Below are 16398 nucleotides of genomic sequence, written 5' to 3'. Positions count from 1 at the left end.
TCGGCGTCGGGGCTCAGGCGCCCGCGGTGCCCGCCTCCTCGGCGGCGAGCCGCTGCTCGATGCCGGAGCGGTTGCCCAGGGGCACCTCGCGCAGCAGCAGGACGGCGACGAACGCGAGGAGCGCGATGGGGGCGGCGACGAGGAACAGGTCGGCCACGCCGACGCCGAAGGCGTGCTCGACGACGTGGCGGATCGGCGCGGGCAGGGTCGTGACGTCGGGCAGCGCCGAGGCGCCGCCGCCGGAGCCGCCCAGCAGCGCCGGGTCGACGTGGGCGGCGCGCAGGCCGTCGACCATGTAGTCCTGGACGCGGTGCGAGAGCAGCGCGCCGAGGGCGGAGACGCCGAGCGTGCCGCCGAGCGTGCGGAAGAACGCGATGGTGGCGGTGCCGGAGCCCACGTCCTGCACGGGCAGGGTGTTCTGCGCGGCGAGCACGAGGTTCTGCATGAGCATGCCGACCCCGATGCCGAGGACCGCCATGTAGACCCCGAGCAGCCAGAACGAGGTCGTCTCGTCGATCGTGCCCATGAGGCCGAGGCCCACGACCAGCAGGACCGCACCGGCGATCATGAACTTCTTGTAGCGGCCGGAGCGCGAGATGGCGCGCCCGCTGAGCGTCGAGGACAGGAACAGGCCGAGCACCATCGGGATGGTGAGCAGGCCGGACTCGGTGGGCGTGCGGCCGCGGGCGAGCTGGAGGTACTGGCTGAGGTAGACCTGCGTGCCGAACAGCGCGATGCCGACGGCCACCGAGGCGACGACGGCGAGGACCACCGTGCGGTCCTTGAACAGGCGCAGCGGGATGATCGGCTCGGCGGCGCGGTGCTCGACCGCGACGGCCGCACCGAGCAGGACGAGCGCGCCGCCGACCATGGCGGCGGTCTGCCAGGACGCCCAGTCGAACGAGTCGCCGGCGAAGGTGACCCAGAGCAGCAGCGTGGCGATGCCCGCGGAGAGCAGGACCGCGCCGGCCCAGTCGATCTGCACGCGTCGCTTGCGCAGGGCGGGCAGGTGCAGCGTGCGCTGCAGCACGACGATCGCCGCGACGGCGAACGGCAGGCCGACGAAGAAGTTCCAGCGCCAGCCGGCCGCGTCGGTGATGACGCCGCCGAGCAGCGGCCCGCCGACCATGCCGACGGCCATGACGGCGCCCATGAGGCCCATGTACCGGCCGCGCTCGCGCGGGCTGATGATGTCGGCGATGAGGACGGTGCCGAGCGCCGTCAGGCCGCCGGCGCCGATGCCCTGCAGGGCGCGCATGCCGATGAGCATCTCGGTGCTGTGCGAGAACCCGGCGAGCGCGGACGACACGACGGAGACGGCGAGCGCGACCTGGACGAGGACCTTGCGGTTCGTCAGGTCGGCGAGCTTGCCCCAGATGGGGGTGGAGATCGTGGTCGTCAGCAGCGTGGCGGTGACGACCCACGTGAACGCGGACTGCGAGCCGCCGAGGTCGGTGATGATCCGCGGCAGCGAGGTCGAGACGACGCTCGTCGCCAGGATCGAGACGAACATCCCGAGCAGGATGCCGGAGAGGGCCTCGAGCACCTCGCGGTGCGTCATGGCGGGGCGGGCGTCGGCGACGACGGGCGGGACGTCGCCGGGGTGCGCGGGGTCGCGCAACGGGGTCGTGCGGGTGTCGGGCTGGGTGCTCACGCAGGGTCTCGCTTCCGGACGTGCAGGGAGGGGGACCGGCGGCGTCGGCGGTCGGGATCGGTGGGCGCCACGGCGAGCGCCACAGAAAGTTGCTCCAGGCAACTCTAGGTCGGATCGTTACCTCGGGCAACCGTTGACGGGGTGAGGTTGTTCCCCGACGCACGAGGGCCCGGTCACACCGCGCGTGCGGCGTGCCGGGCCCCGTGGTGCTCGCGGTCAGGACCGCGGGCGGCCCCGCTGCACCTGCAGCCCCTCCATGTCCTCGAGCTGCACGCCCTTCGTCTCCGGCACCTTCGTCAGCACGAAGAAGAAGGAGAGGAGCGCGAACGCCGCGTACATGAGGTACGGGATGGACGCGCCGAACGCGTTGAGCATCGGCGGGAACGAGATCGTGATGAGGAAGTTCGCGATCCACTGCGCCGCCGCCGCCAGGCCCAGCGCCGCCGCGCGGATGCGGTTGGGGAAGATCTCGCCCAGCAGCACCCACACCAGCGGGCCCCACGACGCGCCGAAGAAGACGACGAACAGGTTCGCCGCGACGACCGCGATCATGCCCCACGGCGCCGGGAGGCTGACGTCCTCGCCCGAGCCCGTGCTGTTCATGAACGCGATCGCGACGACCGCCAGCGTCACCGTCATCCCGGCCGAGCCGATGAGCAGGAGCGGGCGACGCCCGATCTTGTCGATCAGCGCGATGGCGATGAACGTGACCAGCACGTTCGTGATCGACGTGATGGTCGACGTCGTGAACGCGTCGCCCTCGTCGAACCCGACCGCCTGCCACAGCGTGTTCGAGTAGTAGAAGATCACGTTGATGCCCACGAACTGCTGGAAGACCGACAGCAGGATGCCGACCCAGACCACGGGCAGCAGGCCGAACCGCGGGCCCCTCAGGCTCGACTGCGACGCCAGCGCCTCGTCCGTGCGGATCGTGTGCTCGATCTCGCGGATGCGCTCGTCCGCGTCCTCGTCGGGCGGCAGCACGGACGCGAGCACGCGCCGGGCCTCGTCCCGCCTGCCGGTGCTCAGCAGGTAGCGCGGCGACTCCGGGATGCGCAGCGCGAGGACGCCGTAGATCGTCGCGGGCACCACCGCGACGAGGAACATCCACCGCCACGCCTCGAGCCCGAACCAGAGCTCGCCGCTCGCGTCCGCGCCCTCGCCGGGCGTCGCCCGGGCCAGCAGCTCGTCGGACAGCAGGGCGGCGAAGATGCCGATGACGATCGCGAGCTGCTGCAGCGACCCGAGGCGTCCGCGGATCCGTGCCGGCGCGATCTCCGCGATGTACGCCGGCGCGATCACCGACGCGATCCCGATGCCGAGACCGGCCATGAACCGCCACGCGATGAGGTCCCAGACGCCGAAGGCGATGCCGGACAGCACCGAGGACAGGAAGAACAGCACGGCGCCGAGGAACATGACGCGGGTGCGGCCCCACCGGTCGGCCAGCCGGCCGCCGAGCCACGCGCCGAGCGCGCAGCCGAGCAGCGCCACCGCGACGGCGAAGCCGCTCAGCGCGCTGCCGAGGTCGAACTGCTCCGTGAAGGCCTGGACCGCGCCGTTGATGACGGAGCTGTCGAAGCCGAACAGGAAGCCGCCGACCGCCGCGGCGACGGCGAGGCCGACCGCCTTGCCGGTGTGCTTGCCGTTGAGCTCGCCGGCCGGTTCGCCGCCGTGCGGCCCGGTCCTGCGGGACACCGGATCGGACATCGTCCACCCCCGTCTGCCAGAGTTCGCGGCCGGGCCCAGCGCCTGGTCAGGACCACTCTCGCCCTGCCCCCCGGTGCCCGCACCCGGAGCGACGGCGACCAGGTTCGCGGCCCACCCGGCGCGGGGGTGCACGCGGGCGGCGGTGGCACCCGTCGGTGCCCGGGTGCATCATCGCCCGGTGGCAGCGACCGAGGGACGTGACGGCGGCGCGGGGCAGGAGCCCCGGCGCCATCACCGACCCGTGCCGTTCGACCCGGCGCAGGCCGACGCGCTGCCCGGCGACACCGACCCGCAGCTGCGCGGCGAGATCGCGCACACCACCGCGGCCGCGCTCGTGCACCGGGCGCGCGCGTCGCAGGACCCCGACGTGGTGCAGCGGCTGGTCGCGCTCGTCGAGACCGAGGGCCTCGACATGGTCGCGGCGATGTGGGCGGACAGCCCGGCCGACACCCTGCCCGGCGCGCTGTGGCGGCTGTACGTGCTGCGTGAGTGGGTGCGCCGCGACCCCGCGACGGTGGCCGACCGCTACCGCATGGGTGTCGCCTCGGCGCCCGTGCACGACGTCGTCGCGGGCGTCGTCAGCCCGCCCGGCCCCGCCGACGTGCGGGCCGTCGCGGACGCCGTGCTCTCCGGCGTCTTCGCGGGCGACCTCGCCGTGGCGCTCGAGCGGGCCGCCGCGTTCTGCCAGGTGCTGGCGACGGGCGCGGCGTTCGACGCCGACCACCTCGACGTGGTCGACCCCGGCGCGGCGGCGCGGACGACGCGCGGGGCGGCGTCGCTCGTGCGCACCGCCGAGGAGCTCGTCGCGGCCGCTGCGCTCTGGCGTGCGGGGCGGCTCGAGTGACGGTCCTCACCGCCGCGGGCGTTCGACCGGTGCGCCGGCGGGTCCCCGCCTAGACTGGACGGGACGTCGGGTCGCGGTGGCCCCGGGCTCCAATCTCAGCCGCTTCGAGCGGCCATGCGCCGAGAGGCGCCCCGCGGCCCGGCGTCCTCATCGCCCGCGCGGGTCGCCCGGGGGCGCGGCGTCGCCGTGTCGTCCGTCACCCGGTCGTGGCCCCGATCGGGCCGGGGTCGGTGCACCTGCCGTTCACGGCCCGTTAGGCTGGGCGCCGCCCGTGCACCCGCCGGGCGTCTGTCTCGTCCCACGCCCCGGAGCTCTCCGTGCGCCTGCGCCTGACACCGCGCGACACCTCGTACTTCGACCTCTTCGCCACCCAGGCCTCGTACCTGGTCACGGGGGCGAACCTGCTGGCCGAGATCCTCGGGGCCGACCGCGCCACCCGCAAGGAGATCAACAAGCGGATGGCCGAGGCGGAGCACGCGGCCGACGAGGCCACGCACGCGATCATGCGGCGGCTGAACCAGACGTTCGTCACCCCGTTCGACCGCGACGACATCTACAACCTCGCGTCGAGCCTCGACGACTGCATGGACTTCATGGACGAGGCGTCGGACCTCATCGTCCTCTACAAGGTCGACGAGCTGCCCGCGCGGGTGTCCGACCAGGTGCAGGTGCTGCAGCGCGCCGCCGAGCTGACGGCCGAGGCCATGCCCCGGCTGCGCTCGATGGACTCGCTCCAGGAGTACTGGGTCGAGGTCAACCGCCTCGAGAACCAGGCCGACAAGACGCACCGCAAGCTGCTCGCGCAGATGTTCGACGAGATCACCGACGCGGTCCTGCTGCTCAAGCTCAAGGAGATCGTCGAGAAGCTCGAGGACGCGGCGGATGCGTTCGAGAAGGTCGCGAACAGCATCGAGACCATCGCGCTCAAGGAGTCCTGAGCACAGGTGGAGACCGCGCTCGTCGTCCTCGTCGTCGCGCTCGCGCTCGGGTTCGACTACACCAACGGCTTCCACGACGCCGCCAACGCCATCGCCACGTCGGTCTCGACGCGTGCGCTGACGCCGCGGGCGGCGCTCATCATGGCCGCCGTCATGAACTTCACCGGTGCGCTGCTGGGCACCGAGGTGGCCGAGACGATCGCCACCGCGATCGTCGACCTCGAGGGGGAACCCGCGCACTCCGCGCTCGTCGTGGTGCTGTGCGCCCTCGTCGGGGCGATCACGTGGAACCTCATCACGTGGTGGTTCGGGCTGCCCTCGTCGTCGACGCACGCCCTCATCGGCGGCCTCGTCGGCGCCGGCCTGGCCGCCGGGTTCGGCATCTACGGCTCGGCGATCGTCGACAAGGTCGTCCTGCCGATGATCTTCTCGCCGCTCATCGGCTTCGGCCTCGCGTTCCTGCTGATGGCCGGGCTGCTGTGGGTCATCCGCAACCGTGCGCCGTCCAAGGTGAACCGCCGCTTCCGCATCGCGCAGACCATCTCCGCGGCCGCCATGGCGCTCGGGCACGGTCTGCAGGACGCGCAGAAGACGATGGGCGTCATCTTCCTCGCGCTGCTGACCGTCGGCTGGGCCGACGCGGACGCCGGCATCCCGCTGTGGGTCAAGCTGTCCGCCGCCGCGGCGATCTCGCTCGGCACGTACGCCGGCGGCTGGCGCATCATGCGCACGCTCGGCCGCAAGATCATCGAGCTCGACCCCGCACGCGGCTTCGTCGCCGAGTCGGTGTCCGCGGTCGTCCTGTACGTCAACGCGTTCTACCTGCACGCACCGGTCTCGACGACGCACACGATCACCTCGGCGATCATGGGCGTCGGTGCCACCAAGCGGCTCTCCGCCGTGCGCTGGGGAGTCGCGAAGAACATCGCCGGCGCGTGGATCCTCACGATCCCGGCGGCCGCGCTCGTCGCCGCCGTCGTCTTCTGGATCCTCCACCCGATCCTCGGCTGACCCCCGCACGGCCGCCGGCGCGCGACCGTCCACCACGACGCACGGGCCCCCGGGCCGGCACCCGCCGGCCCGGGGGCCCGCCGCCGTGCGGGCCCGCCCCGGCCCCCCGCCGAGTGCGGCACCTCGCACCGAGTGCGGCAGGTGCAACGGGCGCGCTCGGTGCGACCTGCCGCAGTCGGTGTGGGGGACCGGGACGGTGCCGGGCGTGTGCGTGCGAGCGGTGCCCGCGCCCGGCGCGGTGCCGCCCCGGCGACCTGCGCCCTGCCTCCGTCGAGTGCGGTACCTCGCACCGAGTGCGGCAGGTGCAACGGGCGCGCTCGGTGCGACCTGCCGCACTCGGTGTGGGGGACCGGGACGGTGCCGGGCGTGTGCGTGCGAGCGGTGCCCGCGCCCGGCGAGGTGCCGCCTCGGCGACCTGCGCCCTGCCTCCGCCGAGTGCGGTACCTCGCACCGAGTGCGGCAGGTGCAACGCGCGCGCTCGGTGCGACCTGCCGCAGTCGGCGTGAGAGCCGGGTGGTGGAGGCGCGGGCGGCCGTGCCTGTGCCGCGTCGACGCCAACGGGAGGTGCGCGTCCGGACAGGGGCGGTGCGTCCCGGCGACGGCGCGTCGTCCACCGAGTGCGGTACATGCGTCGCGAGTGCGGGTGGTGCAACACCCGCACTCGTGACGCATCGACCGCAGTCGACGGTGGAGCGGGGGCGGGACGGGGGCGGCGGGTGATTGGGGTGGTCGCCGGCCGGCCGGCCGGGGGCGTGGTCAGGCGCTGGTGCGGACGACCAGGCTCGCGGGCATCGTCACGGACTTGTGGGGCGCGCCCGCGATGACGTCGAGCAGGAGGCCGACCATCTCGGCGCTGATGAGGTCGAACGGCTGGTGCATGGTCGTCAGCGGCGGGTCGAGGGTCGCGGCGAGGCCGGCGTCGTCGAAGCCGCCGACGGCGACGTCGTCCGGCACGCGGCGCCCGTGCTTGCGCAGGGTCGCGATCGCGCCGGCGGCCATCGTGTCCGACGCGGCGAAGACGGCGTCGAGGTCGGGCGCGCGCGCGAGGAGCTCCTCCATCGCGGCGGCACCCGACTCGACCGTGTAGTCGCCGTGAACGACGTACCGCTCGTCGAAGTCGGCGCCGAGCTCGTCGCGGTAGCCGTCGAGGCGGTACCGGCCGCCGGGGGTGTCGAGCGGGCCGGCGACCATCGCGACGCGTCGGCGCCCGGTCGAGCGCAGGTGTCGCACCATCGTCCGCGCGCCGCCGATCTCGTCGACCGACACGGACGCGACCTCGCCGGTGAACCCGAGCGGCAGGCCGCAGGACACCGTGGGGATGCCGCGCGCGACGAGGTCGGCGAGCAGCGGGTCGTCGGCGTGCGTCGAGATGAGCAGGACGCCGTCGACGTGGCCGTCCGCGACGTACGCGGCGGCGTTCTCGCGCTCCGTCGGCGTGCCGGCGACGAGCAGGACGAGGGTCATGCCGCGGCGGGCGAGCGCCTCGGCGGCGCCGCGCAGGAGGATCGCGAAGTTCGGGTCGGCGAACAGCATGTCCTGCGGCTCGGTGAGCAGGAACGCGAGCGAGTTGCTGCGGCCGGTGGCGAGCGAGCGCGCGTGCTGGTTGGCGCGGTAGCCGGTGTCGGCGATGGCGCGCTCGACGGCCTCGCGCGCCTCGGGGGACACCCAGTGCCCGCCGTTGATGACGCGGGAGACGGTGCCGCGGGACACGCCGGCGGCCGCCGCGACGTCGCGGATCGTCGGGCGCCCCCGGCCCGTGGCGGTGCTGACCACGGGGTGACTCTAGACCCGCGACCGCGGGAGCGATGCCATGCGGGACCGCGTCGGCGCGCTCGGACCTGTGCGCGGTCACAGGTACATAACGACCCGTTCGAGGGGTGGCGGTCGCGTCCGCGCGCGTGCTTACCTGTGCACGGTCACAGGCTGTGACCGTGCACAGTCGCACGGCTGTGCGGAGCGACCCGACGGAGCGTCATGACCGACCCGAGCTGGTTCCCCCGCGACGCGATCGCCTACGGCGGGGACTACAACCCCGAGCAGTGGCCGCGCGAGGTGTGGGACGAGGACGTCGCCCTCATGCGCGAGGCCGGGGTCAACCTCGTGAGCGTCGGCATCTTCTCGTGGGCGCTGATGGAGCCGCGCGAGGGCGAGCTCGACCTCGGCTGGCTCGACGACCTCCTCGACCTGCTGCACGCGAACGGCATCAGCGCCGACCTGGGCACCCCGACGGCCTCGCCGCCGGCCTGGTTCTTCGCCGCGCACCCCGACGCCCGCGTCGTGACGCGCGACGGCACCGTGCTCGGCTTCGGCTCGCGCGGCATGGCGTCCCCGAGCCACCCGGCCTACCGCGCCGCGGCGGTGCGCATCGCCTCCGCCCTCGCCGAGCGGTACGCCGACCACCCCGCGGTCGTGATGTGGCACGTGCACAACGAGTACGGCGCCCCGGTGGGCGAGGACTACTCGCCCGCCGCCGTCGACGCGTTCCGCGCGTGGCTGCAGGACCGCTACGGCACCCTCGACGCCCTGAACGCCGCGTGGGGCACCGCCTTCTGGGGCCAGCGCTACCTCGAGTGGGCGCACGTGGGCGCGCCCGCCGCGACGCCCAGCGTGGCCAACCCGGCGCAGCGCCTGGACTTCGCCCGGTTCACCGACCACCAGCTGCGCGCGTGCTTCGTCGCCGAGCGCGACGCCATCCGCGCGCACGCGGCGCAGCCCGTCACGACCAACTTCATGGCCAACGAGTGCCCCACCACGGACCTGTGGGCGTGGGCGCGCGAGGTCGACGTCGTCAGCAACGACCACTACCTGACCGCCGCGGACGAACGGAACCACGTCGGCCTCGCCCTCGCGGCCGACCTCACGCGCTCGGTCGCCGGCGGCCGGCCGTGGCTGCTCATGGAGCACTCCACGTCGGCGGTCAACTGGCAGCCCCGCAACGTGGCGAAGCGCCCCGGGGAGATGGCCCGCAACTCGCTCGTGCACCTCGGCCGCGGCGCCGACGCGGTGATGTTCTTCCAGTGGCGCGCCTCCCGCTCCGGCGCGGAGAAGTTCCACTCGGCGATGCTGCCGCACGCCGGGACGCGCTCGCGGGTGTGGCGCGAGGTCGTCGAGCTGGGTCGCGACCTCGGCGCGCTGGGCGAGGTGCGCGGCTCCACCGTGCGCGCCGACGTCGCGCTGCTGTGGGACACCGAGTCCTTCTGGGCGCAGGACCTCGAGTGGCGGCCGTCGGTCGACGTGCGGCACCGCGAACGGGTCCGCGCCTACTACGAGCGCCTGTGGCGCGACGGCGTGACGGTCGACATGGCCCACCCGTCGCAGGACCTGTCCCGCTACCGGGCGGTCGTCGCGCCGGCGTCGTACCTGCTCACGCAGGCCTCGGCGGACAACCTGCGCCGGTACGTCGAGGGCGGCGGCACGCTGCTCGTGTCGTTCTTCTCGGCGGTCGTCGACGAGCACGACGCGGTGCACGCGGGCGGCTTCGGCGCCCCGCTGCGGGACGTGCTCGGCCTGACGGTCGAGGAGTTCCTGCCGCTGCGCGCCGGCGCCACCACGCGGCTCGCGTGGACGCACGGCGGTGAGCGCGAGCTCCCGTCGGCGCTGTGGCAGGACGACCTGGTCCTCGAGGGCGCCGACGTCGTCGCGACCTACCTCGACGGCCCGGCGGCGGGCGGCCCGGCGATCACCCGCAACACGGTCGGTGCGGGCACCGCCTGGTACGTCTCGACCGCGCTCGACGTCGACGCGCTGGCACCCGTGCTCGCGGCCGTGTACGCGGACGCCGGCATCACGCCGCCCGGGCTGCCCGAGGACCTCGAGGTCGTCACCCGGCACGGCGTCGAGGCCGACTACGTCGTCGCCGTCAACCACTCGGACGACGACGCGAAGGTGCCCGTCACCGAGGGGGTCGAGCTGCGCAGCGGCACGCCCGTCGCGGGGGCGCTCGACCTGCCCGCGGGCGCCGTCGCCGTCGTCCGCGTCCCGCACGGGGGTGGTCGCCCCTAGCCGCCCGTCGCGCGCCCGTCGCGCACCCCGCGTGCGCCGCCACCCGGCGGCCCACGCCGTACGTCCCCGTCGCAGCGCCGCGATCCTCCCGGACGCGTGCACCGCGGCACCACACCGGAAGGAACGCTCATGCGCAAGACCGCAGCACTCCCGGTCGCGATGGTCGCGACCGTCGCCCTGCTCGCCGCCTGCAGCGGCGGTGGTGGCGACACCTCCAGCTCGGCCGAGCCGACGTCCGGCGACGGCGCCGGCGCGGGCACCACCCTCACCGTCTGGGTGGACGAGAACCGCGAGCCCGCGGTCGCGGCCGCGGCGGAGGCGTTCGAGGAGTCGACCGGCGTCACGGTCGAGCTCGTGCAGAAGAACTTCGAGGACATCCGCGCGGACTTCCTCGCGCAGGTCCCGACGGGCGAGGGCCCGGACATCACGGTCGGGGCGCACGACTGGCTGGGCTCGCTCATCGTCAACGGCGTCGTCGACTCGATCGACCTGGCGGACGTGCAGGACGACTTCGAGCCCGTCGCGGTCGAGGCGTTCACGTACGACGGCCAGCTGTACGGCCTGCCGTACGCGCTCGAGTCGGTGGCGCTGGTCCGCAACACGGCGCTCGCGCCGGACCCGGCACCGGCGACGTTCGACGAGATGGTCGCGGTCGGCCGCGCGGCGGGCACGAAGCTGCCGTTCGTCATCAACACCAACGGCACCACGGGTGACGGCTACAACTACTACGCGCTGCAGACGTCGTTCGGCGCCCCCGTGTTCGTGCAGGAGGAGGACGGCTCCTACACGAACGAGCTGGGCATGGGCGGCGAGCCGGGCCACGCGTTCGCGACGTGGCTGGCCCAGAACGGCATGGCGGGCTCCGGCGTGTTCAGCACCGACTGGACCGACGAGATCGCGCGCCAGGAGTTCGCCGACGGCAACGCTCCGTTCGCGATCACCGGCCCGTGGGCCATCACGGGCTTCCAGGAGGCCGGCGTCGACTTCGCCGTCGAGCCGATCCCGTCGGCCGGCGGCCAGACCGCCGCGCCGTTCGTCGGCGTGCAGGGCTTCTACCTGTCGGCGCAGAGCGACAACGCCCTGCTCGCGCAGGACTTCCTCGTCAACTACCTGTCGACTCCCGAGGCGCAGCGCGCGCTGCACGACGCCGACCCGCGCGTCCCGGCCCTGCTCCAGGTGGCGGAGGACGTCTCGTCCGACCCGGTCGTCGGCGGCTTCGTCGCCCAGGTGAAGAACGGCACGCCGATGCCGTCCATCCCCGAGATGGCGGACGTGTGGGACCACTGGAACGCGGCCGAGGCCGCGATCATCTCGGGCTCGGCCGAGCCCGTCGCCGCCTGGGACAAGATGCTCGCCGACATCCAGGGCTCGATCGGCGGCTGACCCGCACCGGTGGGCGCCGGCCGCCGGTCGTCCCCCGGCCCGCGGCCGGCGCCCACCCCCCCGCGCACCGCGCGCACCGACGTCGACGTGACGAGACAAGGACGAGGCGGAGACCCGATGTCCACGCAAGCGACCCACGCGCCGGCCGAGCCCGGCACCGGCACCGGCGCCCCCGAGCCGCACGCGCGGCGGTGGGACGGCCGGGGCGGCGGCTTCCTCGTGAAGCTCGCGCTCATGGCGCTGGTCAACGCCGTCGGCGCGAGCATCCTGTGGGCGGCGTACGCGCAGGAGTCGTGGGCGATCTTCGCGGCGTCCCTCGTGCTGCTCGTCGCCGCCGACTGGGTGTACTTCAGCAGGCGGGCGCTGCCGCTGAAGTACGTCCTGCCCGGGCTGGGCTTCCTGCTCGTCTTCCAGCTCTTCTCCATGGGCTACACCGGGTACGTCGCGCTGACGAACTACGGCACGGGCCACAACACGACGAAGGAGCAGGCGGTCGACGCGCTGCTCATCCAGGCGGAGCGCCGCGTCGAGGACTCGCCGAGCTACCCGCTGACGGTCGTGCAGCGGGGCGACGAGCTGGGCTTCGCGGTCGTCGACGAGGGCGACGTGCGCGTCGGCTCCGCGGAGGAGCCGCTCGCCGACGCCCCGGACGCGTCGGTCGACGGCACGCGGGTGACGGGCGTGCCCGGCTGGGACGTCGTGCCGTACACGACGCTCGTCTCCGACACCGCGCTCCAGCAGCGCGTCGTCGACCTGCGTGTGCCCGTCTCCGACGACGCGGACGACGGCTCGATCCGCACGCGTGAGGGCTCCACGGGCCAGGTGTACTCGTCCGCGCTGGTGCACGACGAGGCCGCCGACACCCTGACGAACACCGAGACCGGCGTCGTCTACCGCGCCACCGACGAGGGCCGGTTCGTCTCCGACGACGGCGAGGCGCTGGCGGTCGGCTGGCGCGTGAACGTCGGCCTGGAGAACTTCACGCGGGCGTTCGCCGACGACACCTACTCCGGCCCGCTGCTGCGGATCACCGTGTGGACGTTCGCGTTCGCGATCGCCACCGTGGCGACGAGCTTCCTGCTGGGGCTCGTCCTCGCCCTCGTCTTCAACGACACGCGCCTGCGCGGCCGCAAGGTCATGCGGACGCTCTTCATCCTCCCGTACGCGTTCCCGGCGTTCCTGTCGGCGCTGCTGTGGCGCGGCATGCTCAACGCCAACCCCGACTACGGCGTGGTCAACCAGCTGTTCTTCCTCGGCACGCGCATCGCGTGGCTCGACGACCCGACGCTGGCCAAGCTCGCGGTCATCGGCGTCAACCTGTGGCTGAGCTTCCCGTACTGGTTCCTCGTGTGCACGGGTGCGCTGCAGTCGCTGCCCGAGGACGTCATGGAGGCCGCCCGCATCGACGGCGCCGGCCGGTGGCGCACGTTCCGCGCGATCACGATGCCGCTGCTGCTCGTCTCCACGACGCCGCTGCTCATCTCGTCGTTCGCCTTCAACTTCAACAACTTCACGCTGGTCTACATGCTCACGGGCGGCGGGCCGCGGTTCACGGACACGTCGGCCACCCTCGGGCACACCGACATCCTCATCTCGATGATCTACCAGCTGTCCGGCGTCGCCGGCGGCCGCGCCGACTACGGGCTCGCGAGCGCGCTGTCGATCATCGTCTTCCTCATCATCGGCACGATCTCCGCGCTGGCCTTCCGCCGGACGCGCAGGCTGGAGGAGGTCCTCTGATGACCACCACGACGACCCGACCCACGCCGGCGACGTCCGACCGCGCGCGCACCCGGCGCGGCCGCTGGCTCGCCGAGGTGGGCTGGAAGTACCCCGTCGCCGCGGTCGTGATCTTCTACGCCGCGTTCCCGCTGGTGTACGTGCTCTCGGCCGCCGTCGCCCGCACGGGCACGCTCACCGGCTCGACGGAGCTGTTCCGCACGTTCTCGACCGCGAACTTCGAGGCGCTGAACGCGTCCCGGTTCTGGACGTGGGGCGTCAACAGCCTCGTGGTCGGCGGCGCCACGGCGATCGGCTCGGTGCTCATGGGCGCCGCCGCCGCGTACGCGTTCTCGCGGTTCTCGTTCCGCGGCCGCCGCGGTGGGCTGACGGCGCTGCTGATCATCCAGATGTTCCCGCAGATGCTCGCGTTCGTGTCGATCTTCCTGCTGCTGCTCGCGCTCGGCGACGTCGTGCCCGTGCTCGGCCTGAACAGCACGGTGGCGCTCATCTGCGTGTACCTGGGCGGCGCGCTCGGGACCAACACGTTCCTCATGTACGGGTTCTTCAACACGATCCCGCGCGAGCTCGACGAGGCGGCGCGCATCGACGGCGCCACGCACGCGCAGATCTACTGGACGATCATCCTGCGCCTCGTCACGCCCATCCTCGCCGTCGTGGGCCTGCTGTCCTTCATCGCGACGTTCGGCGAGTTCATCCTCGCGCGCGTCATCCTCACCTCGCAGGAGCGCTGGACGCTCGCCGTCGGCATGTACGGCTGGGTCTCGCAGGAGCTCAACGCGAACTGGGGCCTGTTCGCCGCCGGTGCCGTCATCGCGGCGCTGCCCGTGCTGCTGCTGTTCCTGTTCCTGCAGAAGTACATCGTCGGCGGGCTCACCGCCGGCTCCGTCAAGGGCTGACCGCCCGCACCGCCCCACCCGCGCGCCCACGGCGCGCGTGCCCGCCTGCTCGGACGACGACGATCGAGAGGACCACCGTGTCACCACGTCCCGCCCCCGCCCGCCCGCTGCGCGCCCTCGCGGCCACCGCGGCCGCCGGCGCCCTGCTGCTCACCGCGTCACCGGGCTGGGCCGCCCCCGACGACGGCCCGGTCGAGGCCGGCGTCGTCGTCGAGCGCGTCGACGGCCTCCCCGCGGACTTCATGAACGGCGTCGACGTGTCGTCGCTGCTCTCGCTCGAGGAGAGCGGCGTGACGTTCCGCGACACCGCCGGCCGGCCCGCCGACCTCTTCGACGTGCTCGCCGACGCCGAGGTGACCTGGGTGCGCGTGCGCGTCTGGAACGACCCCTTCGACGCGCAGGGCCGCGGGTACGGCGGCGGCAACGTCGACGTCGACCGCGCCGTCGAGATCGGCCGGCGCGCCACGGCCGCGGGCCTGCGCGTGCTGGTCGACCTGCACTACTCCGACTTCTGGGCCGACCCGGCCAAGCAGCAGTCGCCGAAGGCCTGGGAAGGGCTGCCGCTCGACCAGCGCGTCGCGGCCGTCGGCGAGTACACCGCCACGAGCCTGCAGGCGTTCGAGGACGCGGGCGTCGACGTCGGCATGGTGCAGGTCGGCAACGAGACGAACAACGGTGTCGCGGGCGTCACCGGCTGGGACGCCATGGCGCAGGTCTTCTCCGCGGGCAGCGCAGCGGTGCGGGCGGTGCTGCCGGACGCCCTCGTCGCGGTGCACTTCACGAACCCCGAGACGGCCGGCCGGTACGCCGGCTACGCGCGGGAGCTGGCGGCGCGCGGCGTCGACTACGACGTGTTCGCCAGCTCCTACTACCCGTTCTGGCACGGCACGCCGGACAACCTGACCCGCGTGCTGCGGGACGTCGCGACGACGTACGGCAAGCAGGTCGTGGTCGCCGAGACGTCGTGGGCGTACACGCTGGAGGACGGCGACGGGCACGGCAACACGATCGACCAGCCGGCGGAGGCCACGGCGTACCCGGTGAGCGTGCAGGGGCAGGCGACCGCCGTGCGGGACGTCGTCGCCGCCGTCGCCGCCGTCGGCGACGCGGGCCTCGGCGTCTTCTACTGGGAGCCGGCGTGGCTGCCGGTCGGCCCGCCCGACGCGCTCGAGGCCAACCGGGCGCTGTGGGAGCGGGACGGGTCCGGCTGGGCGACGAGTGCCGCCGGGGAGTACGACCCCGAGGACGCCGGCGAGTGGTACGGCGGCTCGTCGTGGGACAACCAGGCGCTGTTCGCGCACGACGGCACGCCGCTCGAGTCCCTGCAGGTGTTCCGGTACGCGCGCACGGGCGCCGTCGCGCCGCGCGAGGTCGTGTCGGTCGAGCAGGTCCGGCTGACCGTCGCCGACGGCGACCCCGTCACCCTGCCGGCCACCGTCGCCGTGACCTACAACGACGGCTCCGTCGAGCAGGACCCGGTCACGTGGAGCGGCGCGGTCGACTGGATCCGCGGCCCGGGCGAGTACACGGTGCGCGGCACGACCGCGGCCGGCCGCGCGGTCACCGCGACCGTCGTCGTCACCGCCACGAACCTCCTGCGCAACCCCGGCTTCGAGGACGACGACCTCGCGCCGTGGTCGATCACGTGGGACAACGCGCAGGTGCGGGAGGGCGTCGACGCCCCCGAGGGCGCGCGCGCCGTCAACTTCTGGGACGACGCGCCGTACGCGCTGCGCGTCGCGCAGACCGTGACCGGCGTCCCCGCCGGCACGTACACGGTGTCCGCGACAGGGCACGGCAGCCTCGAGGGCGGCACCGGCGGCGTCGCGCTCACGGCCACGACGGCGGCAGGCAGCCGGTCCGCCGACCTGCCGCTGGCCGGCTGGCAGCAGGAGCGCACCCCCGTGCTCGACGACGTGGTCGTCGGTGCGGACGGCGTCGTGACCGTCGCGGTCGCGGGGGACCTGCCCGCCGGTGCGTGGGGCTGGGTCGACGCGTTCGTCCTGACGCCCGCCGCCGCCGGGGCCGACGTGGTCACGACCGCGCTCACGGACGCGGTGGCGCGGGCCGGGGCGGTCGACCGCGCCGCGTGGACGCCGGCGTCGCTCGCCGACCTGGACGCCGCCGTCGAGGTGGCGCAGGTCGTGCTGGCCGGCAGCCGCGCGACGCAGGCGGACGTCGACGCCGCGACGGCGCTGGTCGCGGCCGCGCTCGACG

The 16398-nt window shown here is 73.6% G+C and carries 11 protein-coding genes; 8 read left to right on the top strand and 3 right to left on the bottom strand.

Annotated features, from left to right (window positions below; translation table 11 throughout):
- Positions 1-13: 13 nt before the first annotated feature.
- Together AB6N23_RS03640 and AB6N23_RS03635 are read right to left on the bottom strand one after the other, a co-directional pair.
- Positions 14-1561 (bottom strand): MDR family MFS transporter, encoded by a 1548-nt coding sequence (locus AB6N23_RS03640; protein ID WP_412864766.1) that lies wholly within the window; start codon positions 1559-1561, stop codon positions 14-16.
- Between the two features lie 309 nt (positions 1562-1870).
- Positions 1871-3364, bottom strand: coding sequence for a sugar porter family MFS transporter (locus AB6N23_RS03635; protein ID WP_412864735.1), 1494 nt, complete (start codon positions 3362-3364; stop codon positions 1871-1873).
- Between the two features lie 241 nt (positions 3365-3605).
- Between AB6N23_RS03635 and AB6N23_RS03630 the strand changes: the two genes are divergently transcribed.
- From AB6N23_RS03630 to AB6N23_RS03620, 3 genes are all read left to right on the top strand, one after another.
- On the top strand, positions 3606-4208 hold the full coding sequence (locus AB6N23_RS03630) for a hypothetical protein (RefSeq protein WP_412864765.1): 603 nt from the start codon (positions 3606-3608) through the stop codon (positions 4206-4208).
- Positions 4209-4525: 317 nt separating this feature from the next.
- The gene (locus tag AB6N23_RS03625) at positions 4526-5146 is read left to right on the top strand and encodes a DUF47 domain-containing protein (protein WP_412864734.1); all 621 of its coding nucleotides are present in this window, start codon (positions 4526-4528) and stop codon (positions 5144-5146) included.
- A 6-nt stretch (positions 5147-5152) separates the two neighbouring features.
- The gene (locus tag AB6N23_RS03620) at positions 5153-6157 is read left to right on the top strand and encodes an inorganic phosphate transporter (protein ID WP_412864733.1); all 1005 of its coding nucleotides are present in this window, start codon (positions 5153-5155) and stop codon (positions 6155-6157) included.
- Between the two features lie 756 nt (positions 6158-6913).
- Here the strand turns inward: AB6N23_RS03620 and AB6N23_RS03615 are convergent.
- Positions 6914-7930, bottom strand: coding sequence for a LacI family DNA-binding transcriptional regulator (locus AB6N23_RS03615; RefSeq protein ID WP_412864732.1), 1017 nt, complete (start codon positions 7928-7930; stop codon positions 6914-6916).
- A gap of 201 nt (positions 7931-8131) precedes the next feature.
- On the opposite strand from AB6N23_RS03615, the gene AB6N23_RS03610 reads away from it, so the two are divergent.
- The 5 genes from AB6N23_RS03610 to AB6N23_RS03590 form a co-directional block, all read left to right on the top strand.
- Complete coding sequence (locus tag AB6N23_RS03610) at positions 8132-10159, top strand: beta-galactosidase (protein WP_412864731.1); 2028 nt, start codon at positions 8132-8134, stop codon at positions 10157-10159.
- A gap of 129 nt (positions 10160-10288) precedes the next feature.
- A complete protein-coding gene (locus tag AB6N23_RS03605; RefSeq protein ID WP_412864730.1) occupies positions 10289-11542 on the top strand; it encodes a sugar ABC transporter substrate-binding protein in 1254 nt (417 codons plus the stop codon).
- A gap of 117 nt (positions 11543-11659) precedes the next feature.
- On the top strand, positions 11660-13282 hold the full coding sequence (locus tag AB6N23_RS03600) for an ABC transporter permease subunit (protein WP_412864729.1): 1623 nt from the start codon (positions 11660-11662) through the stop codon (positions 13280-13282).
- Positions 13282-14181 carry a sugar ABC transporter permease gene (locus AB6N23_RS03595; protein WP_412864728.1) on the top strand — a complete coding sequence of 300 codons (900 nt, stop codon included), beginning with the start codon at positions 13282-13284 and terminating at the stop codon, positions 14179-14181. Before AB6N23_RS03600 ends, AB6N23_RS03595 begins: the two co-directional genes overlap by 1 nt.
- Before the next feature lie 77 nt (positions 14182-14258).
- Positions 14259-16398: glycosyl hydrolase 53 family protein (locus tag AB6N23_RS03590; RefSeq protein ID WP_412864727.1), on the top strand; the 2140-nt coding region annotated here is incomplete at its 3' end.

The sequence above is a fragment of the Cellulomonas pasadenensis genome (genome assembly GCF_047229365.1).
Classification (GTDB): Bacteria; Actinomycetota; Actinomycetes; order Actinomycetales; family Cellulomonadaceae; genus Cellulomonas.
This window is presented reverse-complemented; position numbering and strand designations above follow the sequence as displayed.

What these genes read in the sequence shown, in the direction of transcription:
- AB6N23_RS03640 (WP_412864766.1), bottom strand. Translation starts at nt 1,561, where the DNA reads ATGACGCACCGCGAGGTGCTCGAGGCCCTCTCCGGCATCCTGCTCGGG.
- AB6N23_RS03635 (WP_412864735.1), bottom strand. Translation starts at nt 3,364, where the DNA reads ATGTCCGATCCGGTGTCCCGCAGGACCGGGCCGCACGGCGGCGAACCG.
- AB6N23_RS03610 (WP_412864731.1), top strand. Translation starts at nt 8,132, where the DNA reads ATGACCGACCCGAGCTGGTTCCCCCGCGACGCGATCGCCTACGGCGGG.
- AB6N23_RS03605 (WP_412864730.1), top strand. Translation starts at nt 10,289, where the DNA reads ATGCGCAAGACCGCAGCACTCCCGGTCGCGATGGTCGCGACCGTCGCC.
- AB6N23_RS03600 (WP_412864729.1), top strand. Translation starts at nt 11,660, where the DNA reads ATGTCCACGCAAGCGACCCACGCGCCGGCCGAGCCCGGCACCGGCACC.
- AB6N23_RS03595 (WP_412864728.1), top strand. Translation starts at nt 13,282, where the DNA reads ATGACCACCACGACGACCCGACCCACGCCGGCGACGTCCGACCGCGCG.